Genomic DNA, 24545 nt, shown 5'->3' with positions numbered 1-24545 from the left:
AACCTTTGTAGGCGGTGGTGGTGACGAGGATCTCGAAGCGGTCCGCCTTGGCCTCGTAGGCGGGCAGGCTCTTCATGTAGGCGATGCAGCCGGGCAGGTCCTCGCTGGTCACCAGCCAGGGGATCCAGCCGTCGCCGTGCTCGGCGGCGCGGCGCATGGCGGGTTGCGAGTTGCCGCCGATGAAGATCGGCGGATGGGGCTTCTGCACCGGCTTGGGCTCGATCACGATGTCCTTGAAGCGGACGAATTCGCCCTCGAACGCGGGGGTGTCGGAAGTCCATGCCTCCTTCATCGCGGCGAGGTATTCGTCGGTCATCGCGCCGCGCTTGTGGAAGGGGATGCCGAGCGCCTCGAACTCCTTCTCCAGGTGGCCGACCGCGGTGCCGAGCGTGAAGCGTCCGCCGGCGAGGAATTCCATCGTCGCGATCTGCTTGGCCAGCAGCAGCGGGTGGCGGTAGGGCAGGGGCAGGATGTAGGTGAGCATGTGGATGCGCTGGGTCGCGCCCATCAGCGTCGCCGCGGCGGTGATGCTCTCGGCCCAGCGCGAACCCATGACTTCCTTCATCTCGGCCGGCATCACCAGATGCTCGGGGAGGGTGAGCCAGTCCCAGCTCAAGGCGTCGGCCTTGCGCGCATAACGCAGGATTTCGGCGCCGCCGGCTTTCGGCTCCCAGGGGGCCATCGCGGCCGGATAGGTGTTGAGGGCGGGTGTTGCCAGGGCGAATTTCATGTCGTGCGTCTCCGTGTTTGCTCAGTCTGGCGGATGGGGCCGGGCCGTGCGGCCGGCCGCGAGGCTCAGTAGATCACCTGCGATTCCTTCAGGCGTTGATATTCCTCGGCAGGCAGCTTCAGGATGTCGAGGAAGGCGCGGTCGTTGTCCTGGCCCATCACCGGGCCCGGCCTGACGACGGCCGGCGTGCGGCTCATCTTGACGTAGCCGCCGTACAGCGTTTCGTCGAAGCCGAGCGGATGCCGCACCTCGATGAAGGTCCCGCGGGCGCGGTAGTGCGGGTCGTCGAGCAGGTCGGCCACCGCCAGCACCGGCGTGGCGGCGACGCCGGCAGCCTGCAGGCGCGTGGCGAGGCTGCGGTCGTCGTGGCCGCGCGTCCATGCGGCGATTTCGGCATGGATGCGGTCGATCGCCTGCACGCGGCCGGCGACACTGGCCAGGGCCGGCTCGCAGGCCCATGCCGGCGAGCCCATCGCCTCGGCCAGCGCGGCCCACTCGGCGTCGCTGCCGACGGCGATGGCGATCCAGCGGTCGTCGCCGGCACACGGGAACACCCCGTGCGGCGCGGCCGCGCCGGTCGGATGGCGGTTGCCCCTGGGGCCGCCGGAGCGCCCGTTCAGCGCGTAGTCCATGTAGGCCGGGCCGACCATCTGCATCACCGCTTCCTGTTGCGAGAAGTCGATGTGCTGGCCTTGCCCGCTGCTGCGCCGGTGGTGCAGCGCGGCGAGGATCGCGAAACCGCCGAAGATGCCGGCGAAGGGGTCGGAATAAGCGTTCTCGACCGGGATCGGCGGCCCGCCTTCGTAGCCCACCAGGCTGTCCAGGCCGGTCAGCGAGGTCAGGCTGAGGCCATAGGTGCGCACGTGGTCCAGCGGCCCGTACAGCCCGGCGGCGGGCATCGAGAACAGGATGATGTCGGGCCTCGCCGCGCGCAGGGCCTCGTAGCCGAAGCCGAGGCGCTCCATGACGCCGGGGCCGAAGTTCTCGATGACGACGTCGGATTCGGCGATCAGCTTCATCACCAGCTCGCGGCCCTCGGCGTGCTTCAGGTCGACCATCACCGAACCGTTGCCCGCCCAGCAGGCGTGGTTCGACAGGCTGCGGTCGGGGCCGGGCACCCCTTCGGCGAACGGCGGCAGGTTGCGCGTCATGTCGATGCGGGCGCGAGACTCGATCTTCAGCACTTCCGCGCCGAGAAAGCCGAGGGTCTGGCCGACCACCGGCCCGGCCCACACCCAGCCGAAGTTGATGATGCGGATGCCTTGCAGCGGGAGCGTGTTCGTCATGGCGTGGGTCCGGGTTGGTCCGTCAGAGGGCGCCGAGCGCCTGCAGGCGCGTGATTTCGGCTGCCGGCAGGCCGAGCAGGCCGCCATAGATGTCCTGGTTGTGCTGGCCGAGCAGCGGTGCCGGCGAATGCGGCCCGCCCGGGCTGGCGGGCAGCTTGAAGGGGGCGCCCAGGCTGCGCACGCGGCCGAGCGCGGGATGGTCGATGTCGACGAAATGGCCGCGTGCCTGCAGGTGGGGGTGGCGTGCGGCCTCCTCGACGGTGAACACCGCCGTCACCGGGCAGCCTGCGGCCTGGCACATCTCCATGATCTCCATCTTGCCGTGCGCCATCAGCCAGTCGCGCATCAGCTCGTAGATGAGATCGGCGTTCTGCGCCCGGGTGTACATGTCGTCGAACATGTCGAGCCGGGCCCATTCCGGGTCGCCCATCACCTTGCACAGGCCTTTCCACTGGCCGGGTTCGAGGGCCAGCATCCAGACGTGGCCGTCCTTGCACGGCAGGATGGTGGCGGGTGCGCCGAGCGGCATGCCGACGCCGGTGCGCGAGTCCGAGCGCCCGTCCTGGGCGAGGCCGCCGATGTTCTGGCCGCCGACGAAGGCAGCGGCGATCGCTTCGGCGCAGGACACGTCGACCTGCTGGCCGCCGCCAACGGCGTCGCGGCCGAAGACGGCAGCGAGCCCCCAGGCCGCCGCGGTCACCGAACCGAAATAGTCGGCCGAGAAAGTGCCGTGTTCGAGCGGCATCTCGCGCGGCCGGCCGCAGTAGCGCGCGCTCGCCCCCGACAGGTGGTAGGCGTTGAGGTCGTAGCCGTTCCAGCCGCTATAGGGGCCGGTCTGCCCGAAGGGCGTGATCGAGATCATCACCAGCCGCGGGTTGAGCGCGGCAAGCGTGGGGTAGTCGAGCTGCCACTGCCGCATCCGCGCCGGCAGGTTGTTCTCGACCAGCACGTCGGCCTTGCCGATCAGTTCGAGGAACAGGCGCCTGCCTTCGGGATGCTCGACGTTGCAGGTGACGCCGCGCTTGTTGGTGTTGTGGAAGAAGAACAGGCCGCTGCGTTCGCGGTCGGGGACGTCGTCCGGGTAGGGGCCGCTGGCGCGCGCGGCATCGCCCGCGGGCGGTTCGACCTTGATCACGTCGGCGCCGTAGTCGGCGAACAGGCGGGCGCAGTGCGGCGCCGAGACGCCCTGGCCGAAATCGATCACGCGCAGGCCGGCCAGGGCTGCGGGGCGGATGGTGGTCGTGCCGCTGCTCATCTTGTGGCTCCTCGTTCAGGGTTCGAAGCGGAGCAGTTTGTCCGCGGCGTGGGTGAAGTCGCGCACCGTGCCGGCGCTGCGCAGGGCGCGTTCCACCGCGCCGGGGTTGTACGAATAGCAACTGCCCTGCGGCATGCCGTCGGCGATGCCGGGGTTGGCCTCGGGCGGGTCGAAGCTGAAGCGCCGGCTCTGGGCGACGAAGTAGGCGCGCTGCAGGGCGATCGCGGCTTCGAGTTCCGGTCCGTCGAAGCAGGCGGCGGCCCAGGCGTGGAAGCCGCGCATCATCGGCTTGCCGGCGAGCGCCGGCGGCGCCACGACGTGGTGTGCCTCGACTTCCCAGGCGTGGACCTGGCGGCCGTTGCAGCGGATGTCGACGCGTGCCGGCCGCCCCTTGTCGTCTTCCACCGCCATGTCGTACTCGAGCACCGCGTCGCTGTGCCCGGCGTGGCTGACCGCGAGGGCAGCCATGTCGAACAGGTGGGTGCAGTTCTCGCCGGGCACGACGCGGTCGCGCAGCGCCTGCATGGGACTGTCGAGCCTGTGGCCGACGATGCGCTGCAGCGGGCCGGCCGCCTCGGGGCAGGTGTCGAAGGGATGGCGCAGGGCATCCACGCCGATGTCCGTCACCCGTTCGCCGTCGTGGCGCAGCTGGATGCGAAAGCCGTGGTTGCCGTCCTCGAGGGCGACGCTGACCGTATTTGCGGCAGCATGCAGGCGGATGCGCCGGCGGAACACGCCGGCGCCGTAGCTGGGGTTGGGTCTGGCCATGGTGCTTGCCGCTCCGTTCCGCGCCTGCCCGGCGGCTAGACCGTGAAAGGGTCGTCGATGCTGCGCCCGCTGCCGTCGAGCACCGCTGCGGCGACCAGGTCCTCGAGATGGCGCGAGTCCCACCAGTTCATCTGCAGCTGCTTGGCGCGGCGGTAGTAGAGCTGGATGTCGTAGTCGAGGGTGAAGCCGATGCCGCCGTGGACCTGCTGCGCCATCGCGGTGACGTCGCGGAAGGCTTTCGCGGCGAAAAGCTTGGCCATCGGCGCGAGGCGGTCGATGGGTTTGCCCGCCGCGTGCGCCCAGGCGGCCTCGAGCACGAGCGTCCTGGCGCCCTCGACCACGGTGCTGGCGTCGGCCATGTAATGGGCCAGGGCCTGGAAGGCGCCGATCGGCTTGCCGAACTGTTCGCGGTCCTTCGAATACTGCACGGTGATCTCGAGCGCGCGCTCGGCGCCGCCGGCGGCCCAGGCGGCCAGCAGCACGATGCCTTCGCGCATGGCGGCGTTCCATGCCGCCCAGCCGGCGTGCTCGGCGCCGACGCGGGCCGAGCGGGGGATGCGCACCTTGTCGAAAGTCAGCTTGTACTGGGTGTCCGAAGCCATCGAGCGCTGCTGTTCGTAGTGCAGGCCCGGGCTGTCGGCATCGACGACGAACAGCGAGATCGCTTCCGCGCCTTCGCCGGTACGGGCCAGCACCAGCAGCCGGTGCGCGGCGCGGGCATGAAATACGTGCCGCTTCACCCCTTCGAGCAGGTAGTGGTCGCCGTCGGGCTGCGCGCGCAGCTGCACCCCGGCGGGACCGAAGCCGCCGTCCGCTTCGAGCCAGGCCGGCACCACGATCTGCTCGCCGGCGGCGATCGCGGGCAGCAGTTCGGCCTGCCAGGCGCCGTCGCCGGCGTGCACCAGGGCGCCGGCGCTCATCAGGGTGCTGTCGAAATAGGGCCCGGGGGCGAGGAAGCGCCCGAGCTGTTCGTAGATGACGGCGCAGTCGAGCAGGCTCAGGCCCATGCCGCCGTGCGCTTCGGGAATGCGCATGCCGAGCAGGCCGGTCTGCTGCATCTGTGCCCACAGGTCGGCGGGCATGCCGACCGGGTCGTTCTCCATTGCGCGCACCACGTCGATGCCGCTGTAATCGCTGCACAGATCGCGGGTCATGTCGCGGAGCATGTTCTGTTCGTCGGTGAACTTCAGATCCATGTGTGGCCTCTATCGGTTTCGTGAGCGGCCCGTCGGGGCCTGGCTGTGTGAGTGGATCAGGGTTGCCAGCGGGCGCCCCTGCGTTTCCAGGGGTTGTCGGCGGCATCGGCGGGAACGGCGACGCGGGCCGTGCCGACGGTGCGGGTCTGCCCGTCGACGCTGATGTCGAGTTCGAGATCGACCCAGCCGCAGCCTTCGCCGTCGGTGGCGAGTGCGGTGATCGTGCCGTCGAAGCGCATCTCGTCGCCGGGGAACACCGGCGTCTTCATCTGGAAGGAGAGGCGCCCGAGGCGGCCGAAAGGCCCTGTCCAGTCGGTGATGTAGCGCTCGAACCAGGCGGCGTTGTTGGGCGTGTTGATGAAGATGTCGCGCGTGCCGTTGCGCTCGATGGCGAAATCCTTGTCGTGGTGCATCGGCCGCCAGTCGCGGCTGGCGAGCGCGCCCAGCACCACCGTGGTCGCCGTCACCCGGTGGCTGAGCGGGGGCAGGCGGCCGCCCACCTCGAGGTCGCCGAAGAGCAGGCGCGGCGTGCTGTTCGTGTTCATTGTCCGGGCCTCCGGTAGCCGAGGAAGGTGTAGCTTTCGGTGCCGACCCAGTCGCCGTGCTGGTTGGTGCTGCGCACATCCACCGTCCAGAAGCGGCCGGTACCCAGGCGGGTCTGCTTGAGCGGGCCGATCGAGCGCACGATCTGGCAGGTCGTGAGCACGTCGCCGATGCGCACCGGTTCGCCGAAGCTGGCCTCGTTGCTGGCGACCACCGCTTCGGGCAGCGCGAGCAGCGCCTTGAGGTCGAAATGCGCCTGCATCGCCTTGCGTTCGCCGCTCGCGCCCGGCGCCCAGTAGTGCGGCCTGAACCACACCGACAGCATCGTCGGCGGCGCGATCCGGCCGCCGGCGACGGCTTGCGCGGTTTCGTCGTCCCAGTACAGGGGGTTGCCGTTGCCGACGGCCGCGCAGGTGTTGTAGACGTAGCCGATCTCGATCGGGAATTCGCTGCGCGCCTCGTACATCGGCACGCCGATCATCTTGCGCACGGCGTCCGGCAGGTCGTCTGCTGCACTCATGAAGCTTCGCTCCTTGAAGTCTTGTCCTTGGCGGCGGAGGGATGGGCGGTGCCGCTCATTCGACGCAACCCTCTGCACGCAGCGTTTCGATCTCGGCTGCGCTCAGTGCGGCGGCGCGCAGGATTTCGTCGGTATCGGTGTGCCCCGGGCGCGCAACGGCGTGCGGCGGGACATTGCGCTCGCTGCCGGCGAGCAGGGGGGCGAGCTGCTCGAACTCGCCATGTTCCGGATGCAGCGCGGCGGTGAAGCTGGCGCGCGCGCGCAAGTGTGGATCGGCGCACACTTCCGGCACCGACAGCACCGGTGCGACGCAGGTGTCCGCAGCGGCCAGCAGCGCCACCCATTCGTCGCGGTCGCGGCTGAGGAAGCGGGCGCGGAAGGCGCTGCGCATGTCCGCCTGGGCCGCGGCGTCGTACTGGCGCTCGGCGAACTGCCCGAGTTCGAGCAGGGCGCACAGCTTGCGGAAGAAGTGGTTCTCGATCGCGCCGACGGACAGGAACCTGCCGTCGCGCGTGGCATAGACGCCGTACCAGGCGTACCTGCCGGTGAGCACGCCCGAGCCCGGGCCGGTGTCCTCGCCGGTGGCGAGGTACTGGTCCACGTACAGCGACATCAGGTTGAGCATGCCGTCGGTGACCGACACGTCCAGGTACTTGCCGCGGCCGCTGTGGCTGCGCTCGAGCAGCGCGGCGAGGATGGACAGCGCGGCATGCATGCCGCCGCCGGCGCCATCGGCGACGGTCGCGCCGGGCAGCGCCGGGACGCCATCGGCATCGCGCGCGCTGCAGGCGAGATAGCCGCTGACGGCCTGGTAGTTGATGTCGTGCCCGACCCAGCCGGCGTAGGGGCCGTCCTGCCCGTAGCCGCTCGTCGAGCAGTACACCAGGCGCGGGTTGAGCGCGCACAGTTCCTCGTGGCCGATGCCGAGCCGCGCGGCGACGCCGGGGCGGTAGCTCTCGATGAAGACGTCGGCGCAGGAGGCCAGGTGGCGCATCAGCTTGCGGCCCTTTTCCGCCTTCAGGTCGACACGCATGCGGCGCATGCCGCGCCCCGCGCCGTAGGCATGGAACACCGGGTCGACCTGCTTGGCGCCCCTGGCCTGCACCGGGGCGACCTTGATCACCTGCATGCCGAAGTCGGCCAGCAGGCGCGACGCGCGCGCGGCGGGGCCGACGCTGGCGAGATCGAGAACGATGAGGTCCTTCATCGAGGTCATGCGTTTCGTCCCGCTTACTCAGAAGTTCTTCGGCAGGCCGAGCTTGCGCTTGGCGATGATGTTCTTCTGCACTTCCGAGGCGCCGCCGCCGATGGTGTCGATCACCGTGTAGGTGTAGCAGCTCTCGGCGCGGCCGCGCAGCGGGGCGTCCTCGGTGCCCAGCGCCAGCTGTGCGCCGGGGCCGACGATGTCCATGGTGGCGTCGGCGATGCGGCGCGACAGCTCGGTGGCATAGAGCTTGTACTGGGAAGCTTCGTTGGTCGGCGTCTTGTCGCTGTTGAGCGCGGCATCGACGAACCTGATGCTGAGCACGCGCGCCACTTCGCATTCGGTGGCGAGCTGGGCGATGCGCTGGCGGATGACGGGGTCTTCGCGCAGCGGCCTGCCGTCGCGGCTCGCCGTGCGCACGTGGTCGCACAGCAGTTCCATGCGGCCGCGGATCGGCGACAGCGTGAACATCGTGAAGCGCTCGATGTCCAGCGCCTCGGCGATGTACTGGAAGCCCTTGTTGAGCTCGCCGACGCGGTAGTCGTCATGGACGAAGACGTTGTCGAAGAACACCGCGTTGGTGCGTTCGTTGCCCATCGTGTACATCGGATGGAGGGTGAGCCCGGGGTGGTTCATCGGCACCAGGAACAGCGAAATGCCGTGGTGCTTGGGCGCGTCGGGATCGGTGCGCGCGCCGACCCAGTACCAGTCGGCGAAATGCGCGGAAGTGGTGAACACTTTCTGGCCGTTGAGCATCCAGCCCTCGCCGTGGCGCTCCGCCTTCAGGCGCATCGCGGCCGAATCGGAGCCGGCGTTCGGTTCGGAATAGCCGACGGCGAATTCGATCGATGCGTCGAGAATCTTCGGCAGGAATTCGGCCTTCAGTTTTTCCGAGCCGACCTTGATCAGCGTCTTGCCGATGATGCCGATGCCCTTGCCGATCTGCGGTGCGCCGACGGAGGACAGTTTTTCATTGAGCAGGTATTCGTAGAATCCCGCGCCGTCCTGGCCGCCGTACTTCTTCGGCCAGGTGATGCCCAGCCAGCCGCGGGCGGCGAGCTTCTTCATGAAGGCGCGGCGCTCGGGCGTGTCGCATACTTGAGCCATGTTTTCGCGCGTCACGTCCATCACCTGCGGATCATGATTCTCGGCGAGAAAGCGATCGACCTCGCGCAGAAACTCGCATTCCTGTTCCGAAAACTCGAAATCCATGATTGCCCTCTGAATGATTCCTGAAAAAACGGTTCGCATGAATCGCGTCGCATGCCCCCGATACCGGATTCCATTCTAGCCAGCGCAAGAAAAGCCGGTTTCGCCGCCGGGTTTCGGAAGTGGCCGGAGTAATGGCAGATGCGGACATCTCCTGTGTGCAGCCGGATGGGAGGAATGGAGTCTTTGCAATGAAGGCGAATTGCGGCAATGGCGATGCAGAAATTCGCGCGGCGGCACGCTGTCCGGAAATGAAATGGCTAAGGCCCCAACTGATTCGATGGCCGCCGCCCCGGATGAATGCGCCCGATTAGACTGCGTGGCAGATCGTGCGGAATCGCGCCAGTGGCCCGGCGGCCGATGCCGAATCGGATCAACATGAATCAAGGAGCGAATGCCATGGCTGTCGTGCTGTTTTCCTGGGGTGAAAAAATCGAGGGAGGGGCTGCGGAGGCCCTGACCCTGGCTGCCGACCTGGCTGCTGGGCGTGGCCTCGAGCTGCGCTGGGCGGTGACTGCGGAGCTGGAGCGGGAGGCCGCCGCCCTTGCGGCGCTGCATGGCGTGCGCCACGTTGACGTGATCGACGTCTCGCCGCAGGGCGTGGATGCCCGCGTCGCGGTCCTTGCCGGCTATTGCCGGGCGCAGATGCCCGAACTGGTGCTGTTCAACCAGACGGTCGAGGGCCGCGTCGTCGCTGCGCGCGTGGCCGGCCGCCTCGGCCTGCCGGTGCTGGCCAACGTGGTGGCGCTGGCCGGCGCCGAGGGAGGCCTGAAGGCGGAGGTCAGCGCCTATGGCGGCGACACCCGTGCCGAATACCTGCTGACGGCGCCGCGCAACGTGCTGTCGGTGGTCACCACTGCGCTGGCGGCGCGCAAGGCGGCGACGGCCTGCGAGGTGGAGATCAGCCGCGTCGCGGTGGATGCCGGCGCCGCCACGCCCGGCTTCGAGCTCGTATCGGCGCCGCAGGTGCCGGAACAGCGGCTGGAGGATGCGGAGATCATCGTCTCCGGCGGCCGCGGCCTGGGCAAGCGCGAGAACTTCGAGCTGGTCAAGCAGATGGCCGATGCCCTGGGCGGCATGTGGGGCGGCTCGCGCGCGATCGTCGACGACGGCTGGATCGATTCGTCGCACCAGGTCGGCCTGACCGGCAAGATCACCCGCCCCGGCCTCTACATCGCGGTCGGCATCTCCGGCGCCAGTCAGCACATGGCGGGGTGCTCGGCGGCGAAGACCATCGTCGCCATCAACAAGGACCCCGATGCCGCGATCTTCCGTTACGCGCGTTACGGCGTGGTCGGCGACTGCGTCGAGCTGCTGCCCGAGCTGATCCGCGCGGCCCGGGCCTGAGGAGGGAACGATGAGCGAATTGCGCGAACCTTGCGTGCCCGGCCTGTTCACCGAGGAAGGGGGGGCAAGCCTGCTGGGTGCCCGCTGCCGAAGCTGCGGGACGCCGTACTTTCCGGCGCCTTCCCATTGCCGCAATCCGTCGTGCGCGGAATCGGCGCTGGAGCCGCAGGCCTTCGGTGGCGGCGGAACGCTGTGGAGCTATTCGGTGGCGAACTTCGCCCCGCCTGCGCCGCACAGGTTCGATGAGCCGTTCCGGCCCTATGTGATCGGGGTGGTCGATCTGGACCAGGGGCTGCGGGTGGTGGGGCAGATGGTGGGCGAGGCGGCCGACATGCGTGTCGGCGCCCGCGTCGATCTGGTGGTGGCACCGATCTATCACGAGGACGGGAAGGCTTTCACTTCCTGGAAATTCGAGCTGAGCCGGGGGAGCAGGGAACATGCGTGAAGTCGTGGTGCTGGGAGTGGGCATGCACCGCTTCGGCAAGACCGGGGACGAGGCCGTGGGCAACAAGTCGGTCACCGAACTGTGCCGGGCGGCGGTGGACATGGCGCTCAAGGACGCGGGCGTGTCGTGGCGGCAGATCGAGGCGGTGTCGGCCGCCAGCTCCCGCTTCTCCGGGGGCAAGGGCTGGGGCCTGAACGGCAACGACGTGGTCGAGGATCTCGGCGGCACCGGCGTTCCGGTCTACAACCTTTCGGCCGGCTGCGCGGCGGGCGGCAACGCCTTCAACGTGGGCTACTCGCTGGTGGCGGGCGGCATCTACGACATGATGCTGGTGGTCGGCGGCGAGGTGATGCCCAGGGGCATGATCCAGACTTCCGGCGTCGAGGATGCCGCCGATCCCGAATTCCTGCGCCAGCGCTGCGTCGGCATGCCGGGGCCGTCGTTCTGGGCCACGCTCGCGCGCCGCCGCATGCACGACCATGGCACCACCGAAGAACAGATGGCCAGGGTCACGGTCAAGGCCCGCCAGTGCGCGGTGGGCAATCCCTACGCGCGCTTCCGCAAGGCGGTGACGGTGGAGGAGGTGCTGGCCTCGCCCTACGTCAGCGATCCGCTGCGCCTGTTCGAGATCTGCCCGGTGTCCAATGGCGCCGCTGCCGCGGTCATCTGTTCGGCGGCGATGGCGCGCCGCTTCACGCGCAGGCCGATCACGGTGGCGACCAGCACCGTGGCCACGATCGCCTTCGACGACGCGCTGCCGCGCAGCCTGGCGGGGCCGGTGCCGGCGGGTCCGAGCCTGCATACCGAGGCCAGGGCGGCGGTGCTGCGCGCTTTCGAGCGCGCCGGCATCGGTCCGCGCGAGATCGGCTTCACCGAGCTGCAGGACAACACCTGCTATTACGAGCTGGCTTTCCCCGAGGAGTGGGGGCTGTGCGAAGCGGGCGAGGCGGAGCGCCTCGTCGAGGCCGGCGAGACCGCGCCCGGCGGCCGCATGCCGATCAATCCTTCGGGCGGCTTCGTCTCCTTCGGCGAGGCCACGACGGCAATGGGCGTGTTCCAGATTGCCGAGCTGACCTGGCAGCTGCGCGGCGAAGCCGGGGCGCGGCAGGTGCCGGATGCGCGCGTCGGCCTGGCGCAGACGAACGGCCTCGGCGGCAATGCCACGGCCGCCATTCTCAAGCGCTGAGCCGGCCGTGCGAGGCCGGCAGCCGGGCAGAGACTGAACAGGGATGTCGCAGATGTCTTCTCCATCGGTGATCGAATATTTCATCCTCGCGCTGCTGCTGAGCGCGGCCCTCGCTGCCCTCGTCCTCGGCTTGCGCCGCTACGGCCGGCGCATCGGGCAGGGCCGCGCCGGGCCGCCTCCCGCTGCGGGGCGGAGCTTTGCCGGGCGGGCGTTCAATGCGCACAGCTTCGTGCGGCGCGCGCTGCTGGCCGAGCGCCTGTGGAAGCGCCCGGTGGCCGGCCTGGCCCATGCGCTGCTGCTGGGCGGGGCGGTGGTGGCGATCGTCGGCCATGCGAGCTTCGCGCTGAGCTTCGTCGGCGTGGATGTCTATGCGGGCTGGTTCGGCACCGTGGTCATGCGCTGGGCGCGCGAGCTGGCCGGCCTGGCGATGCTGTCGGGTGCCGCGTTCTTCCTCCTGCGCCGCCTCGGCCGCTTGCCGCGCCTGGTCGAGGGCGGAGAGCGCAAGGGTTTCGTCGCCATGGAGGTGCTGCTGCTGCTGACGGTCGTCGCCGGTTTCGTCGCCGAGGCCTTCAGGCTGGCGACGCTGCCGGCGGCGCCGGCCGGAGAGTTCGTCGGCAGCGCGCTGGCGGCAGGGCTGGCCGGGCTGGACGCCGCAAGCCTGGCTTGGGGAGAAACGCTGATGTGGTGGGGGCATGGTCTGCTGGGCGTGAGCTTCATCGCGCTGATCGCCTATACGCCGCTGTCGCACATGCTGCTCGGCCCCGCCAACTCGGCGCTGGCGCGGCCGCGCCCGGGCATCCAGCTCGCGCCGATCGATTTCGACGCCGACGAGGATTCGCTGCGCCTGGGCGCCACCCGCCTGAGCGAGCTGCCGCGCAAGAGCCTGCTCGACCTGTCGGCCTGTCTCGGCTGCGGCCGCTGCCAGGAAGTCTGCCCGGCGGCGCAGACGGGCAAGGCGCTGTCGCCCAAGAAAGTCATGCTGACCTGTGCCGAGTATCTCGAGCAGGGCCGGGCCGACGACGCGCAGCTGATCGACGAGGTCGGCAGCGAAGCCATCTTCGACTGCACGACCTGCGCCGCCTGCGTGGAGGAATGCCCGGTGAGCAACAGCCCGGCGGAGATCATCCTGGAATTCCGCCGCAACCTGGTGATGGACCGTTCCGAGATGCCGGACACGCTGGCGCTGGCGAACCGCAACCTGGAGGCGCGCGGCCATCCCTTTGCCGGCACTTCGGCCAACCCGGACGACTGGTGCAAGGGGCTGGACATCCCCTTGTTCGAGGCGGGCAAGACCGAATACCTGCTGTGGCTGGGCTGCGCGGTGACCTACGAGGAGCGCGCGCAGGAGGTCGCCCGCGCCATGGTGCGCATCCTCGAGGCCGCGGGCGTGTCCTACGGCGTGCTGGGCGAGGCGCGCTGCACCGGCGATCCGGCGAAGATGGCGGGCAACGAGATCCAGTTCGTGGACATGGCGCAGGACAACATCGAAGCCTTCGGCGAGCGCGGCATCCGCAAGGTGATCACGATGTGCGCGCACTGCTTCAACAGCTTCGACCGCTACTACCCGGAACTGGGAGCGGACTGGGTGACGATTCCGCACTCCGTGCTGATCGAGGAACTGATCGCGCAGGGCCGCCTGCAGGTGGCGCGTGACGATGCCGAACTGATCACCTTCCACGACCCGTGCTACCTCGCGCGCCACAACGACATCGTCGAGGAGCCGCGCAAGGTCCTGTCCGCGCTCGGCACGCTGATCGAGATGCCGCGCAGCAGGAAGGACAGCATGTGCTGCGGCGCCGGCGGCTGCAACTACTGGAGCGCGGGCAACAGCGGCAGCGCGCGCATCAACGACGTGCGCACCCGCGAGGCGCTCGACACCGGTGCGGGCAAGATCGCCACCTCGTGCTCGTTCTGCCTGCTGATGCTCGGTTCGAGCGCGTCGCGCGAGGGGCCGGAGCGCAAGGTGTTCGATGTCGCCGAACTGGTGGCGGAGAGGATATTGCCGGCGGCCGGGCGCTGAGCGCTTGCCGGCGGCGTGAAAGAACCCTTCGTCCCCCGCCGCTTGGCCTGGTCGTCCGTTCAGACGATGAGCGCCTTTCCGGCGTGTGGGAAATTGCCTCCGTCGCGGTAGAACCATGCAGCGGAAAAATGCCTTTCCCGGCGATCACGGAGGACACGAAAATGGGCGTAGTTGGAGAAGATCACGTTCTTGGCAATGCGGCCGAGGACTACATGACGCTGGAGGCGGTCGAGCTGCTGGCGCGGGCCAGGGCGATGGTGCCGACGCTCGCCGAACGTGCGCTCGAAGCCGAGCGCGCCGGCATGGTGCCGGCCGACACGGTGCGGGAGATGAACGAGGCGGGCCTGTTCCGCGTGCTCCAGCCCAGGCGCTTCGGCGGCTACGAACTCGATCCGCGCGTGTTCTACCGCATCCAGATGACGCTCGCCGAGGGCTGCATGTCCACCGCCTGGATCTACGGCGTGATCGGCGTGCACAACTGGCAGCTGCCGCTGTTCCCGGAGCAGGCCCAGCAGGACGTGTGGGCGGAGGGCACCTCGGTGCTGATCGCCTCGACCTACATGCCGACCGGCAAGGCCGAGCCGGTCGAGGGCGGCTACCGCTTCTCCGGGCGCTGGGGCTTCTCGAGCGGTGTCGATCATTGCGACTGGATCTTCCTCGGCGGCCTGCTGCCGAAGAAGGACGGCTCCGGCGCGCTGGAGCACGCCACCTTCCTGCTGCCGAAGTCGGACTTCCGCATCGAGCGCAACTGGGACGTGCTCGGCCTGCGCGCCACCGGCAGCCACGACATCGTGGTCGATGGCGCCTTCGTCCCGGCGCATCGCACCCATCACACCAACGACCACAGCGATGCCGGCTGCCCCGGCCGCCAGACGAATCCGGGCTGGGTGTACAGGATTCCCTTCACCCAGGTCTTCCAGCGCGCGGTGTCGTCGGCCTGCATCGGCGCCCTCGACGGCGCGATCGCCAGCTTCCGCGAGCGCGCCGCTGCCCACGTCGGCAAGCACGGCGCGAAGACGGCGGAGGACGTCAATGCGCAACTGGCGGTGTCCGAGGCGATGATGGCCTCCGACCAGCTCAAGCTGGTGCTGTTCCGCAACTACGCCCGCATCGTCGAGTGCGCCAGGACGGGCGCGCAGATGACGGTCGAGGAGCGCCTGATGCAGCGCGCCCAGGCCTCCCAGGTGCCCAAGCTGTGCGCCGCGGCGGCCAGCGAGCTGATGCGCGCCGGGGCCGCGTCGGGGATGTACAAGGGCAACCCGATCGAGCGTGTGTTCCGCGACATCCACCAGGCGCGCGGCCATATCGCCAACAACAGCGATGCCTATGCGCGCGCGCATGGCGCGGTGATGCTCGGCCTGCCCAACGCCGATCCGTACATCTGAGCGCCGGCTGCGAAAGGAGCAGGTGAGGACATGACAGCCCAGCACTATCATCGCCTGAAGGTCAGTGCGGTCATCGACGAAACGCACGACGCCAGGTCGCTCGTATTCGAGGTGCCGGCCGAACTGGCCGACGCCTTCAAGTACCGCCCCGGGCAGTTCCTGACCCTGCGGCTTCCGGTGCTGGGCCGCCACCTGCCGCGCTGCTACTCGATGTCGAGTGCGCCCACGCTCGATGCCAGCCTGCGCGTGACGGTCAAGCGCGTCAGCGGAGGGCGGGGCTCGAACTGGGTGTGCGACAAGATCCGTCCCGGCGATGTACTCGAGGTGCTGGCCCCGGCCGGAGTATTCACCCCGGTTTCGCTGCAGGAAGATTTCCTGCTGTGCGCCGGCGGCAGCGGCATCACGCCGGTGTTCTCGATCCTGCGTTCGGCGCTGGCGCACGGGCAGGGGCGGATCCGGCTGCTGTACGCCAACCGTGACGAGCGTTCGGTGATCTTCCGCGACGAACTCAATGCCCTCGCGGCCCAGCATCCTGCCCGCCTGCAGGTGATCCACTGGCTCGATTCGGTGCAGGGCGTGCCCTCGGTCGCGCAACTGACCGAGCTTGCGCGACCTTTTGCTGCGGCGCAGGCCTTCATCTGCGGGCCGGCGGCCTTCATGGACGCGATGGTTTCCGCGCTGGAGTTGGCCGGCGTGGATGGCGAGCGGGTGCATGTCGAGCGTTTCGTATCGCTGCCCGACGAGGAGGACGTCGCCGCGATCAAGGCCGCGGCGCCTGCGCCGGCGGCGGCGATCGAGTCTGCCACGGTGGAGATCGAGCTCGATGGCGAAGTGCATGTCCTCGAAGTCGCCGGTACCGAAACCCTGCTCGAAGCGGCGCTCAAGGCCGGCGTCGCCGCCCCCTATTCGTGCCAGGCGGGGATGTGCGCATCGTGCATGTGCCAGGTGATCGAAGGCGAAGTCCACCTGCGCCACAACGAAGTCCTCGATGCCAAGGACCTGGCCAAGCGCTGGACCTTGTGCTGCCAGGCGCTGCCTGTCAGCGGGCGTGTCAGGGTGCGTTTCCCCGGCTGAGAGGGTGTGTGCGGCGAAGCGAAGAGGCGGCCGCGTGGCCGCTTTTTCCGTCTACGGCCGCCGCCGTCCGCTCGCCGCCCGTTTCTTAGTCTCAACGGACGATGGCGGCCGGGGGCGGATTTCCTACCCTTGTCCGGAAGGCGCAAGTCCGACTTTCCGGATACAGGCAAGAGGAGATATTCATGACCGGTCGTTTGCAGGGCAAGGTGGCTTTCGTGACGGGCGGCGGCAGCGGCATCGGCGCCGCCACCGCGGAGCGCTTCGCGCAGGAAGGGGCGATGGTGGTCGTTTGCGGCCGGCGCCGCGAGCCGCTGGATGAAGTCGTCGCGCGCATCGGCGCGGCGGGCGGCGAGGCCGAGGCGGTGGTGGCCGACGTCAGCGACGAGACCGGCTTCACCGCCGCGCTGGAAGCCGTGGCCGCACGCCACGGGCGCTTCGACATTCTGGTCAACAACGCGATGGCCTACACCTGGGGCAGCATCGAGGAGATGTCGACCGCCGACTGGCACGCCAATTTCAGCACCTCGGTCGACGGCACCTTCTGGGGCACGCGTGCCGCGATGCGGCTGATGAAGGGCAAGGGCGGCGCGATCGTCAACGTGTCGTCGATCTGCGGCCAGCTCGGCACGCCGTGGATGGCGGGTTATTCCGCGGCCAAGGCGGCGGTCGACAATTTCTCGCGCGCGGCCGCGGCCGAAGGCGCGGCGCACGGCATCCGCGTCAATGTGGTGATCCCCGCCGTCGTCGAGACGCCGGCCACCGCCGGCATGCTGGCCGACGAGGCTTCGCGCCGGAACACCGAGAAGCTGATCCCGATGGGGCGCGTTGGCCAGCCCGAAGAGCTGGCCAACGCCATCCTGTTCCTCGCCAGCGACGAGGCGTCCTACATCACCGGCGCCAGCCTGCCGGTCGACGGCGGGCGCTCGTCGGTGCTGGTGACCGCGCTGTGAGTGCTGCCATGGCCGCTTTCCCGCATTTGTTCAGTCCGCTGAGGCTGGGCGAGCTCGAACTCGCCAATCGCATCGTGATGGCGCCGATGACGCGCAACCGGGCCGATGCCGCCGGCGTGCCGACCGAACTGATGGTGGCGCACTATGCCCAGCGCGCCGATGCCGGCCTGATCGTGGCCGAGGGCGCCTGGCCCAGCGCCACCGGCCAGGCCTATTGCCGCCAGCCGGGCATCGCGACGCCGGCGCAGGTCGCCGGCTGGCGCAAGCTCACCGATGCGGTGCATGCGCGCGGCGGCCGCATCGTGCTGCAGATCATGCATGCCGGCCGCATCGGCAGCCGCCACGTCAAGGGCGACGGCGTCGATACCGTGGCGCCGTCGGCGATCCGCGCCGCGGGCGAGGTGTTCACCGACAGCGCCGGCATGCAGCCCTACGACATGCCGCGCGCGCTGGGCACCGACGAGGTGCGCGCGGTGGTGGGCGAGCACCGCCAGGCGGCGATCAATGCCCGCGAGGCCGGCTTCGACGGCGTCGAACTGCACTGCACCAGCGGCTACCTGCCGATGCAGTTCATGTGCAGCGGCACCAATCTGCGTACGGACGAATACGGCGGCAGTGCCGCCAACCGGGTGCGTTTCGCGGTGGAATGCCTGCAGGCGATGGCGGACGCGATCGGTGCGGGCCGGGTGGGCCTGCGCTTCAATCCGGGCAACACCTACAACGACACCCGCGACGGCGATCCGGCGGAAACGCACGCTGAACTGGCGCGGCGCGCAGCCTGTCTCGGACTCGCCTACGCGCATGTGATGCGGGCGCCGGTGCCGGGGATCGACGCCTTCGCCCTGGCGCGCGCCGCCTTCGGCCGCGGCCTGATCCTCAACGACGGCTTCGACGGCGCGTCCGCCGAAGCGGCGCTCGCCGGCGGCGCGGGCGAGGCAGTGTCCTTCGCGCGCCATTACATCGGCAACCCGGATCTGGTCGGCCGCCTGAAACACGGCCTGGCGCTGGCCGGCTTCGACCGCAGGACGCTGTATACGCCCGGCGCGCAAGGCTATACCGACTATCCTGCCGCCGAAGGGGTGAGCGCGTGATCTACTGGGAAGACGTGACCCTGGACTCGCCGAGCGAGTCGACGGTGAGCTATCTGCTGACGGCTGAGAACATCAAGGGCTTTGCTGCCGAGTGGGATCCGTTTCCGCCTCATGTGGACGAGGCGGCTGCGGCGAAATCCCCGATCGGGCAGCTGTTTGCCGCGGGCGTGCATCTGCTGTCGATCGCGATCCGGCTCAGCCATACGATCGTGCATGAGGAAACGGCCTCGATCGCCGGACGCGGCTGGGATCGGCTGCGCTTTCACCGGCCCGGCGTGGCGGGCGACGAATTGCGGGTGCGCGTGACCCATATCGACCGCCAGCCCGGCAGCCGGCCCGAACGCGGCTTGCTGGTATCCCGCTTCGAGCTTTTCAACCAGCGGGGAGAGACGCTCGTGAGCTTCGACAACAACGTGGTGATGCTGCGCCGCGATGCAGTGGCCGCCTGACGGCCCGCTGCCCGAACATTCGTTTGCAAGGAGAACGCTTTGAAGATTCTTGTCCCGGTGAAGCGGGTCGTCGATTACAACGTGAAGGTGCGGGTCAAGTCCGACCACAGTGGGGTCGAACTGGCAGGCGTGAAGATGTCGATCAACCCCTTCGACGAGATCGCCGTCGAGGAAGCCGTGCGCCTGCGTGAAGCGGGTACCGCGACCGAAGTGGTGGCGGTGAGCTGCGGTACGGCGGCGTCGCAGGAAACCCTGCGCGCTGCGCTGGCGATGGGCGCGGATCGTGCCATCCTGGTCGAGACCGATGTCGAGTTGCAGCCGCTGGCGGTGGCCAGGCTGCTGCAGGCGGTGGCCGGACGCGAGCAGCCGCAACTGGTGATCTGCGGCAAGCAGGCGATCGACGACGATGCCAACCAGACCGGCCAGATGCTGGCGGCGCTGATGGGCTGGCCGCAGGCCACGTTCGCCTCGAAGCTGGTGATCGGCACCGGAACGGCGAGCGTCACGCGCGAGGTCGATGGTGGCCTGGAAACCGTCGAGTTGAAGCTGCCGGCGCTGGTTACCGCCGACCTGCGCCTGAACGAGCCGCGCTACGCCACGCTGCCCAACATCATGAAGGCGAAGAAGAAGCCACTCGACGTGCTGCCGGCGGCCGAGCTCGGGGTCGATGTCGCGCCACGCCTGCGTCATGTGCGCCATGCCGAACCGGCGGCGCGCAAGGGCGGAGTGAAGGTGGCCGACGTGGCCGAACTGGTGAACAAGCTTCGCAACGAAGCGAAGGTGATCTGAGGCGGATGATGAAGACACTGGTCATTGCGGAACATGACAACGGCCGTCTGGCGACGGCGAGCCTCAATGCGGTGACGGCGGCGGTGCGCTTCGGCGGCACGGTCGACGTGCTGGTCGCCGGCCACGCCTGCGATGCGGCCGTGGCGCAGGCCCGGGCGGTGGCGGGGGTGGCGCGGGTGCTCAAGGTGGATGCGGCGCACTATGCCGAACCGCTGGCCGAGAACCTGGCGGTGCTGGTGCAGCGCGTGGCGACCGAAGGCGGCTACCGCGCGGTGCTTGCGGGAGCGTCCAGTTTCGGCAAGAATCTCGCCCCCCGGGTGGCGGCCCTGCTCGATGTGGCGGCGGTTTCGGACGTGGTCGGGATTTCGGCGCCCGGCCGCTACGAGCGGCCGATCTACGCCGGCAATGTGATGGTGACGGTCGAGTCGGACCAGGTGCTCGACGTGCTGACGGTACGCAGCACCGCCTTCGATGCGGCCGGCAGCGGCGGCAGCGCGGCGGTGGAGGAGATCGCCGCTGGCCCCGATCTGGCGCTGTCCCGCGTCGTCGGGCGCGAGCTGAGCAAGTCCGAGCGGCCGGAACTCGGCACCGCGGCGGTCGTCGTATCGGGTGGACGCGGGCTCGGCAGCGGCGAAAACTACCATCGCGTCCTCGATCCGCTGGCCGACACGCTCGGTGCCGCGCTGGGCGCATCGCGGGCGGCGGTCGACGCGGGTTTCGTGCCCAACGACTACCAGGTGGGCCAGACGGGCAAGATCGTCGCCCCCGGTCTGTACGTCGCCGTGGGCATCTCGGGCGCCATCCAACACCTGGCCGGCATGAAGGATTCGAAGGTGATCGTCGCGATCAACAAGGATCCGGATGCGCCGATCTTCCAGATTGCGGATTACGGACTGGTTGCCGACCTGTTCGAGGCCGTGCCCGCGTTGACGTCGAGCGTGGCGGCGACCTGAGGCGGCAGGCCTTCCGGCTGCCGGTGTGAAACTGAAGGGGAAGGGTTTTGAGCGACATTGAACTGGGACTGCCGGAATACGATGCGATCGTTTCGGCACTTTACGATGCGTCGCTCGACAGCCGGCGCTGGGGCGAGGCGCTGGAGCTGTTCCGCGTGCTGTTCCAGGCCAACTACGCGACCCTGATCCTGCGCAGCCCGGAAGAGGGCAACCTCGGGATGATGATCGCCGTGGGCGTGGAAGGGGGCGACAAGGTCACCTACCTGCCTTATGGCCATTCGATGACGCCTTTCGCCAACCAGCCCGCCGACAAGGTCTTCCTGATGCAGGACCTGATGACCGAGGCGGAGTGGCGGCGGACGGCCTACTACCAGCACTGGTGCGAGCCGGTCGATGTGTTCCACGTCATGGGCGTCGACATCTCGACGCCGGACGCGGGCAAGCTGCGCTTCCGCCTCACGCGCCCGGAGTCCGCGCCCCGTTTCAGCGATCTTGACCGCAAGCGCTGCGAGGCGCTGCTGCCGCACCTGCGGCGGGCGCTGCACATCCACAACCTGCTCGACCGCAGCGAATCGCTCGGCTCGCTCTATTCGCAGGCCATCGGGCGCCTGTCGGTGGGCACCATCGTGCTCGACGACAGCGGCCGGGTACTGGAGCAGAACCTGATCGCGCGCGAACTGCTGGAAGCCAGCGACGGCCTGAAGCTGGTCGGCGGCAAGCTCGAAGCCTCCTACCCGAGCGACAACCGCGAACTCCAGACCTTGATCCGCAATGCCTTCGTGCGCCAGCGCCCCGGCGGCAGCGATGCGCTGATGGCGGCGGCGTCGGCGATGTCGGTGTCGCGGCCGTCGGGGCAGGTCAGCCTGGGCGTGGTGGTCGAGCCGGTGCCGTCCCAGGAATGGGCCGAAGGCAAGGGCCAGCCGTCGGTGCTGGTCTATATCCGCGATGCCACCGGCAAGTTGCTGGCGAGCACGGCGGCGGCGAAGCAGCTCTTCAACCTGACGCCGGCCGAAACCGCGCTGGCGATGGAACTGGCCAACGGCCTGTCGCTCGAAGAGGCGGCCGAGGAGCTGAACATCCGGCGCAATACCGCACGCGCGCATCTGCGCTCGATCTTCTCCAAGACCGGCGTGCGCCGCCAGACCGAACTGGTCCGCATCATGCTCAACAGCGTCGCCGCGCTCAGCCACAAGCAGTAGCAAGGCGCAAAGGGACGAAAAGCCGCCGGCTTGCCGGCAGCCGTCTTGCGGCGGCCCGCCGGTGCTTACTCGCCGTTCTGCCGTGGCGCCGGTTCGGCGTAGGTGCCGACGCCGACCAGATACTGCCCGACGCGCACGACGTAAGTGCGCTTGCCTTCGTTCTTGAGGGTCAGCGGGTTGCGGAAGGTGTAGCGGATTTCGCCTTCGCCCTTGTCGCGGGCGATGTCGATCATGTCCTTGACGAAGCGGCGGCCGCTCACCGGATCGACCAGTTCGGTGGCCTTGCGCCCGATCAGCCGCGGCTGGCCGCCGTGTGCGTGCATGATCCCGTCGTCGAGGCCGATCACGAAGACGTAGAGGTCGTCCTGGACGAAGCCGCCGTTCAGGCTGTTGAAGCGGGCGAAGGCGTCCTCGCCGCTGACCTTGAGGGTGTGCACCGCGCGCCAGGCAAGCGATTTCGCCAGTTCGAAGCTGGGGTGCGGCGCGTAGTAGCCGATCACCAGGATGTGGTCGCCGACCCGGCGCCAGGAGGCGATCTTGGTTTCGTTGATGCCGCGGACGGGGTTGCTCCAGCGGTATTCGATCTGGCCGGCAGGCCGGGCCTTGGCGCTTTCGATCATGTCGCGGAAGAAGAGGCGGCCGTCCGAGTCGGCAACGCCGGCCACGTTGCGGCCGATCAGCGTGGTCGAGCTGCCGCCGCTGGCGAGGAAGTTGCCCCGGGTGTCGAGCACATACACGTACAGCTCGCCATCGACGAATTCGCCCGCGCGGCTGAAGCCGGCCATGGCCTGGTCGCCATGCGCGCGCAGATAGGCTTCGGCCTGGTCGAGCAGTGCCTGCGCCTTGGCCGCATCGCTGCTGGCCGCCTGGGTAGCCGGGGCGGTGGCGTCCGCGGCGTGCAGCGGGCCTGCCAGCAGGGCGCAGCCCAGGCTCACGGCGGCGGCGAGGGTCTTGAACGGTGTCATGGAACGAATCCTCGGTATGGACTTGGCGTCCTGCGATTGTAGGTTCAAGGCATCGGCCCGGTCTTAGTCCGCCTGGACGATGCCGGCGCGGGAGGGCGGCGCCGATACTGCCCTCGTCTTTTGCACCCCTCGCGGGCATCTTCGGGAGTGATTCGTGACCATTACCGTCGTCACCGGCTCGGCCTCTGGCATTGGCGCAGCCGTCAGCAAGCAACTCGAGCGCGCGGGGCACCGCGTCGTCGGCATCGACCGCCAGAACGCCGACATCGTCGCCGACCTGTCGACTGCAGCGGGGCGCAAGGCCGCGGTCGACGCCGCGCTGGCGGCCTGCGGCGGCGTGCTCGACGGCCTGGTGTGCTGCGCCGGGCTGGGGCCGACCGCGCCGTCCAGCGGCATGATCGTGGGTGTGAACTACTTCGGCATGACCGAACTGGTCGAAGGCCTGGAAGGGGCGCTGTCGCGCGGCAGCAAGCCGGCGATCCTGCTGATCGGTTCGGTGGCGTCCGTCCATGGCGTCGACAAGCTGCCGATGGTGGCGGCCATGCTGGCCGGCGACGAGGCGGGCGCCATCGCCCAGGCCGACGGGATGGCCGTTCCGCAGGCCGCTTATGCCGGTTCCAAGTACGCGGTCACGGTATTCGCCCGCAGGAAGGCGGTCGAGCTGGGGCCGCAAGGCATCCGCATCAACGTGCTTGCACCCGGCGCGGTCGAGACGCCGCTGTTCGCCGCCTCGCTGGCCGATGCGCGCTATGGTGAGGCGACGCGCAAGTTCGTGGCCCCGCTCGGGCGCCCCGGCAGGCCGGACGAAATCGCCGGCGTCGTCGAGTTTCTGCAGTCGGAGCGGGCCAGTTTCGTGCATGGCACCGTCGTCTTCGTCGATGGCGGCATGGACGCGATGACGCGCGCCGATCGCTTCTGAGCACTCCGGCATTTCCGCTGGCTGTACCCGAACCGGCCCGTCGCGGCCGGCTTTGTGTTGACTGGATCCGTGTCGCCGGGCGGCCGCCGCATGGTCCGAACCGACGATGACGGCGCGGGGCCGGCAGCTAGACTGGCGCGATTACCGTCCTGGAGTGGCACGATGAACAAAGTGGCTTTCATTACCGGCGCCAGCCGCGGCATCGGCCGCGAGACGGCGCTGGCTTTCGCCCGTGCAGGCTTCGACGTGGCGATCAGCGCGCGGACGCTGGAGGAAGGCGAGACGCATGCCCACGCGCTGACCCATGCCGATGGCCGTCCGCTCGCGGGCAGTCTCGCCGCCACCGCGGAGGCGGTGCGTGCCCTGGGGGGCGAGGCATGCACGGTGCGCATGGACCTGCTCGACGAGCGTTCGGTGCGCGATGCGGCCGCTGCGGTGCTGGAGCGCTTCGGCCGCATCGACGTGCTGGTCAATAATGCGATCTACCAGGGCGCGGACCTCAATGCGCCCTTCCTGGCGCTGGACGTCGATGGTCTGCAGCGCGTGTTCCAGGGTTACGTCGTGGCACCGGTGGTACTGACGCAATGCCTGCTGCCGGCGATGCTGGCCCAGGGGGGCGGCACGATCATCAACGTCACTTCCGGGGCCGGCGAGAGCGATCCGCCGGTGGCCGCAGGCAAGGGCGGCTGGGGCTATGCCTACGGCGCCGGCAAGGCGGCGGTGTCGCGCCTGTCCGGGGTGCTGGCGGCGGAGTTCGGCGAACAGGGCATCCGCGCCTATACGGTGAATCCGGGGGTGGTGGCGACCGAAGCGCTGCACGCGACCATCGGCGACAAGGGCATCGTCGCCTTGCGCAACGGGGTGGCGCCGCCGGAGGTGCCGGCTGCCGTGCTGTGCTGGCTGGCCACCGCGCCGGAGGCGGCCGGTTTCCAGCGCCGCAGCATCCAGGCCCAGCCCTTCGCCCTCGAGCACGGCATCGTGCCCGACTGGCGCGAACCGGCTGCCGGGCTCGCCTGAGCCGGCCGCCGTCTTGAAAGAGGAGTATCGCTTTTCATGAGCATC

24 protein-coding genes are annotated in these 24545 nt (G+C 69.0%); 14 read left to right on the top strand and 10 right to left on the bottom strand.

Going from position 1 to position 24545, the window contains the following annotated elements; translation table 11 throughout:
- The 9 genes from TBU01S_RS14445 to TBU01S_RS14405 all read right to left on the bottom strand — a co-directional run.
- The coding region (locus TBU01S_RS14445) for a TIGR03619 family F420-dependent LLM class oxidoreductase (RefSeq protein WP_068637363.1) at window positions 1-730 on the bottom strand (730 nt) is incomplete at its 3' end.
- 65 nt (window positions 731-795) lie between these two features.
- Window positions 796-2016 (bottom strand): CaiB/BaiF CoA transferase family protein, encoded by a 1221-nt coding sequence (locus TBU01S_RS14440; protein ID WP_068637360.1) that lies wholly within the window; start codon window positions 2014-2016, stop codon window positions 796-798.
- 22 nt (window positions 2017-2038) lie between these two features.
- Window positions 2039-3271, bottom strand: coding sequence for a CaiB/BaiF CoA transferase family protein (locus TBU01S_RS14435; protein ID WP_068637359.1), 1233 nt, complete (start codon window positions 3269-3271; stop codon window positions 2039-2041).
- 15 nt (window positions 3272-3286) lie between these two features.
- Complete coding sequence (locus tag TBU01S_RS14430; protein WP_068637355.1) at window positions 3287-4039, bottom strand: DUF2889 domain-containing protein; 753 nt, start codon at window positions 4037-4039, stop codon at window positions 3287-3289.
- A gap of 35 nt (window positions 4040-4074) precedes the next feature.
- The gene (locus TBU01S_RS14425; RefSeq protein WP_068637353.1) at window positions 4075-5235 is read right to left on the bottom strand and encodes an acyl-CoA dehydrogenase family protein; all 1161 of its coding nucleotides are present in this window, start codon (window positions 5233-5235) and stop codon (window positions 4075-4077) included.
- 56 nt (window positions 5236-5291) lie between these two features.
- A complete protein-coding gene (locus tag TBU01S_RS14420) occupies window positions 5292-5780 on the bottom strand; it encodes a hotdog family protein (protein ID WP_068637351.1) in 489 nt (162 codons plus the stop codon).
- A complete protein-coding gene (locus TBU01S_RS14415; protein ID WP_068637349.1) occupies window positions 5777-6298 on the bottom strand; it encodes a MaoC family dehydratase in 522 nt (173 codons plus the stop codon). Before TBU01S_RS14415 ends, TBU01S_RS14420 begins: the two co-directional genes overlap by 4 nt.
- Before the next feature lie 55 nt (window positions 6299-6353).
- The gene (locus TBU01S_RS14410) at window positions 6354-7514 is read right to left on the bottom strand and encodes a CaiB/BaiF CoA transferase family protein (RefSeq protein ID WP_068637347.1); all 1161 of its coding nucleotides are present in this window, start codon (window positions 7512-7514) and stop codon (window positions 6354-6356) included.
- 18 nt (window positions 7515-7532) lie between these two features.
- Window positions 7533-8714, bottom strand: coding sequence for an acyl-CoA dehydrogenase family protein (locus TBU01S_RS14405; protein ID WP_068637345.1), 1182 nt, complete (start codon window positions 8712-8714; stop codon window positions 7533-7535).
- A gap of 396 nt (window positions 8715-9110) precedes the next feature.
- On the opposite strand from TBU01S_RS14405, the gene TBU01S_RS14400 reads away from it, so the two are divergent.
- The 12 genes from TBU01S_RS14400 (at window position 9111) to TBU01S_RS14345 (ending at window position 21599) form a co-directional block, all read left to right on the top strand.
- A complete protein-coding gene (locus TBU01S_RS14400) occupies window positions 9111-10058 on the top strand; it encodes an electron transfer flavoprotein subunit alpha/FixB family protein (protein ID WP_068637343.1) in 948 nt (315 codons plus the stop codon).
- Between the two features lie 10 nt (window positions 10059-10068).
- Window positions 10069-10503 (top strand): Zn-ribbon domain-containing OB-fold protein, encoded by a 435-nt coding sequence (locus TBU01S_RS14395; RefSeq protein WP_068637341.1) that lies wholly within the window; start codon window positions 10069-10071, stop codon window positions 10501-10503.
- On the top strand, window positions 10496-11689 hold the full coding sequence (locus tag TBU01S_RS14390) for a thiolase C-terminal domain-containing protein (protein WP_068637339.1): 1194 nt from the start codon (window positions 10496-10498) through the stop codon (window positions 11687-11689). Before TBU01S_RS14395 ends, TBU01S_RS14390 begins: the two co-directional genes overlap by 8 nt.
- 52 nt (window positions 11690-11741) lie before the next feature.
- Window positions 11742-13709, top strand: a complete 1968-nt coding sequence (locus TBU01S_RS14385; protein ID WP_157659155.1) for a (Fe-S)-binding protein — start codon at window positions 11742-11744, stop codon at window positions 13707-13709.
- Between the two features lie 161 nt (window positions 13710-13870).
- On the top strand, window positions 13871-15094 hold the full coding sequence (locus TBU01S_RS14380) for an acyl-CoA dehydrogenase family protein (RefSeq protein WP_068637366.1): 1224 nt from the start codon (window positions 13871-13873) through the stop codon (window positions 15092-15094).
- A gap of 30 nt (window positions 15095-15124) precedes the next feature.
- Window positions 15125-16168 carry a ferredoxin--NADP reductase gene (locus tag TBU01S_RS24990; RefSeq protein WP_068637336.1) on the top strand — a complete coding sequence of 348 codons (1044 nt, stop codon included), beginning with the start codon at window positions 15125-15127 and terminating at the stop codon, window positions 16166-16168.
- Between the two features lie 182 nt (window positions 16169-16350).
- Window positions 16351-17118 (top strand): SDR family NAD(P)-dependent oxidoreductase, encoded by a 768-nt coding sequence (locus TBU01S_RS14370; protein ID WP_068637334.1) that lies wholly within the window; start codon window positions 16351-16353, stop codon window positions 17116-17118.
- 8 nt (window positions 17119-17126) lie between these two features.
- Window positions 17127-18209 (top strand): alkene reductase, encoded by a 1083-nt coding sequence (locus TBU01S_RS14365; RefSeq protein WP_068637332.1) that lies wholly within the window; start codon window positions 17127-17129, stop codon window positions 18207-18209.
- Complete coding sequence (locus TBU01S_RS14360) at window positions 18206-18658, top strand: MaoC/PaaZ C-terminal domain-containing protein (RefSeq protein ID WP_068637330.1); 453 nt, start codon at window positions 18206-18208, stop codon at window positions 18656-18658. The genes TBU01S_RS14365 and TBU01S_RS14360 overlap by 4 nt, the downstream gene beginning before the upstream one ends.
- A 39-nt stretch (window positions 18659-18697) precedes the next feature.
- Complete coding sequence (locus tag TBU01S_RS14355) at window positions 18698-19447, top strand: electron transfer flavoprotein subunit beta/FixA family protein (RefSeq protein WP_068637328.1); 750 nt, start codon at window positions 18698-18700, stop codon at window positions 19445-19447.
- Between the two features lie 8 nt (window positions 19448-19455).
- On the top strand, window positions 19456-20400 hold the full coding sequence (locus tag TBU01S_RS14350; protein ID WP_068637364.1) for an electron transfer flavoprotein subunit alpha/FixB family protein: 945 nt from the start codon (window positions 19456-19458) through the stop codon (window positions 20398-20400).
- A 47-nt stretch (window positions 20401-20447) separates the two neighbouring features.
- Complete coding sequence (locus TBU01S_RS14345) at window positions 20448-21599, top strand: helix-turn-helix transcriptional regulator (protein WP_068637327.1); 1152 nt, start codon at window positions 20448-20450, stop codon at window positions 21597-21599.
- A 65-nt stretch (window positions 21600-21664) separates the two neighbouring features.
- On the opposite strand, the gene TBU01S_RS14340 is transcribed toward TBU01S_RS14345, so the two are convergent.
- Entirely contained in the window at window positions 21665-22564 is a 900-nt protein-coding gene (locus TBU01S_RS14340) for a cache domain-containing protein (RefSeq protein ID WP_068637325.1), read from the bottom strand.
- A 154-nt stretch (window positions 22565-22718) separates the two neighbouring features.
- On the opposite strand from TBU01S_RS14340, the gene TBU01S_RS14335 reads away from it, so the two are divergent.
- Both TBU01S_RS14335 and TBU01S_RS14330 read left to right on the top strand, forming a co-directional pair.
- Window positions 22719-23483: an SDR family oxidoreductase gene (locus TBU01S_RS14335; RefSeq protein WP_068637323.1), complete on the top strand. Its 765-nt coding sequence runs from the start codon at window positions 22719-22721 to the stop codon at window positions 23481-23483.
- Between the two features lie 162 nt (window positions 23484-23645).
- Complete coding sequence (locus TBU01S_RS14330) at window positions 23646-24500, top strand: SDR family NAD(P)-dependent oxidoreductase (RefSeq protein WP_068637321.1); 855 nt, start codon at window positions 23646-23648, stop codon at window positions 24498-24500.
- The last annotated feature ends 45 nt before the right edge of the window (window positions 24501-24545 follow it).

Source organism: Thauera butanivorans NBRC 103042, assembly GCF_001591165.1.
Lineage (GTDB): Bacteria > Pseudomonadota > Gammaproteobacteria > Burkholderiales > Rhodocyclaceae > Thauera > Thauera butanivorans.
The sequence above is the reverse complement of the archived record's forward strand: the minus strand, read 5'-3'. Positions and strand labels throughout refer to the sequence as shown.

Coding starts and splice junctions, on each gene's coding strand:
- TBU01S_RS14390 (WP_068637339.1), top strand. CDS start 10,496: ATGCGTGAAGTCGTGGTGCTGGGAGTGGGCATGCACCGCTTCGGCAAG.
- TBU01S_RS14415 (WP_068637349.1), bottom strand. CDS start 6,298: ATGAGTGCAGCAGACGACCTGCCGGACGCCGTGCGCAAGATGATCGGC.
- TBU01S_RS24990 (WP_068637336.1), top strand. CDS start 15,125: ATGACAGCCCAGCACTATCATCGCCTGAAGGTCAGTGCGGTCATCGAC.
- TBU01S_RS14425 (WP_068637353.1), bottom strand. CDS start 5,235: ATGGATCTGAAGTTCACCGACGAACAGAACATGCTCCGCGACATGACC.
- TBU01S_RS14395 (WP_068637341.1), top strand. CDS start 10,069: ATGAGCGAATTGCGCGAACCTTGCGTGCCCGGCCTGTTCACCGAGGAA.
- TBU01S_RS14410 (WP_068637347.1), bottom strand. CDS start 7,514: ATGACCTCGATGAAGGACCTCATCGTTCTCGATCTCGCCAGCGTCGGC.
- TBU01S_RS14435 (WP_068637359.1), bottom strand. CDS start 3,271: ATGAGCAGCGGCACGACCACCATCCGCCCCGCAGCCCTGGCCGGCCTG.
- TBU01S_RS14365 (WP_068637332.1), top strand. CDS start 17,127: ATGGCCGCTTTCCCGCATTTGTTCAGTCCGCTGAGGCTGGGCGAGCTC.
- TBU01S_RS14380 (WP_068637366.1), top strand. CDS start 13,871: ATGGGCGTAGTTGGAGAAGATCACGTTCTTGGCAATGCGGCCGAGGAC.
- TBU01S_RS14340 (WP_068637325.1), bottom strand. CDS start 22,564: ATGACACCGTTCAAGACCCTCGCCGCCGCCGTGAGCCTGGGCTGCGCC.
- TBU01S_RS14350 (WP_068637364.1), top strand. CDS start 19,456: ATGAAGACACTGGTCATTGCGGAACATGACAACGGCCGTCTGGCGACG.
- TBU01S_RS14385 (WP_157659155.1), top strand. CDS start 11,742: ATGTCTTCTCCATCGGTGATCGAATATTTCATCCTCGCGCTGCTGCTG.
- TBU01S_RS14405 (WP_068637345.1), bottom strand. CDS start 8,714: ATGGATTTCGAGTTTTCGGAACAGGAATGCGAGTTTCTGCGCGAGGTC.
- TBU01S_RS14440 (WP_068637360.1), bottom strand. CDS start 2,016: ATGACGAACACGCTCCCGCTGCAAGGCATCCGCATCATCAACTTCGGC.
- TBU01S_RS14330 (WP_068637321.1), top strand. CDS start 23,646: ATGAACAAAGTGGCTTTCATTACCGGCGCCAGCCGCGGCATCGGCCGC.
- TBU01S_RS14420 (WP_068637351.1), bottom strand. CDS start 5,780: ATGAACACGAACAGCACGCCGCGCCTGCTCTTCGGCGACCTCGAGGTG.
- TBU01S_RS14430 (WP_068637355.1), bottom strand. CDS start 4,039: ATGGCCAGACCCAACCCCAGCTACGGCGCCGGCGTGTTCCGCCGGCGC.
- TBU01S_RS14370 (WP_068637334.1), top strand. CDS start 16,351: ATGACCGGTCGTTTGCAGGGCAAGGTGGCTTTCGTGACGGGCGGCGGC.
- TBU01S_RS14400 (WP_068637343.1), top strand. CDS start 9,111: ATGGCTGTCGTGCTGTTTTCCTGGGGTGAAAAAATCGAGGGAGGGGCT.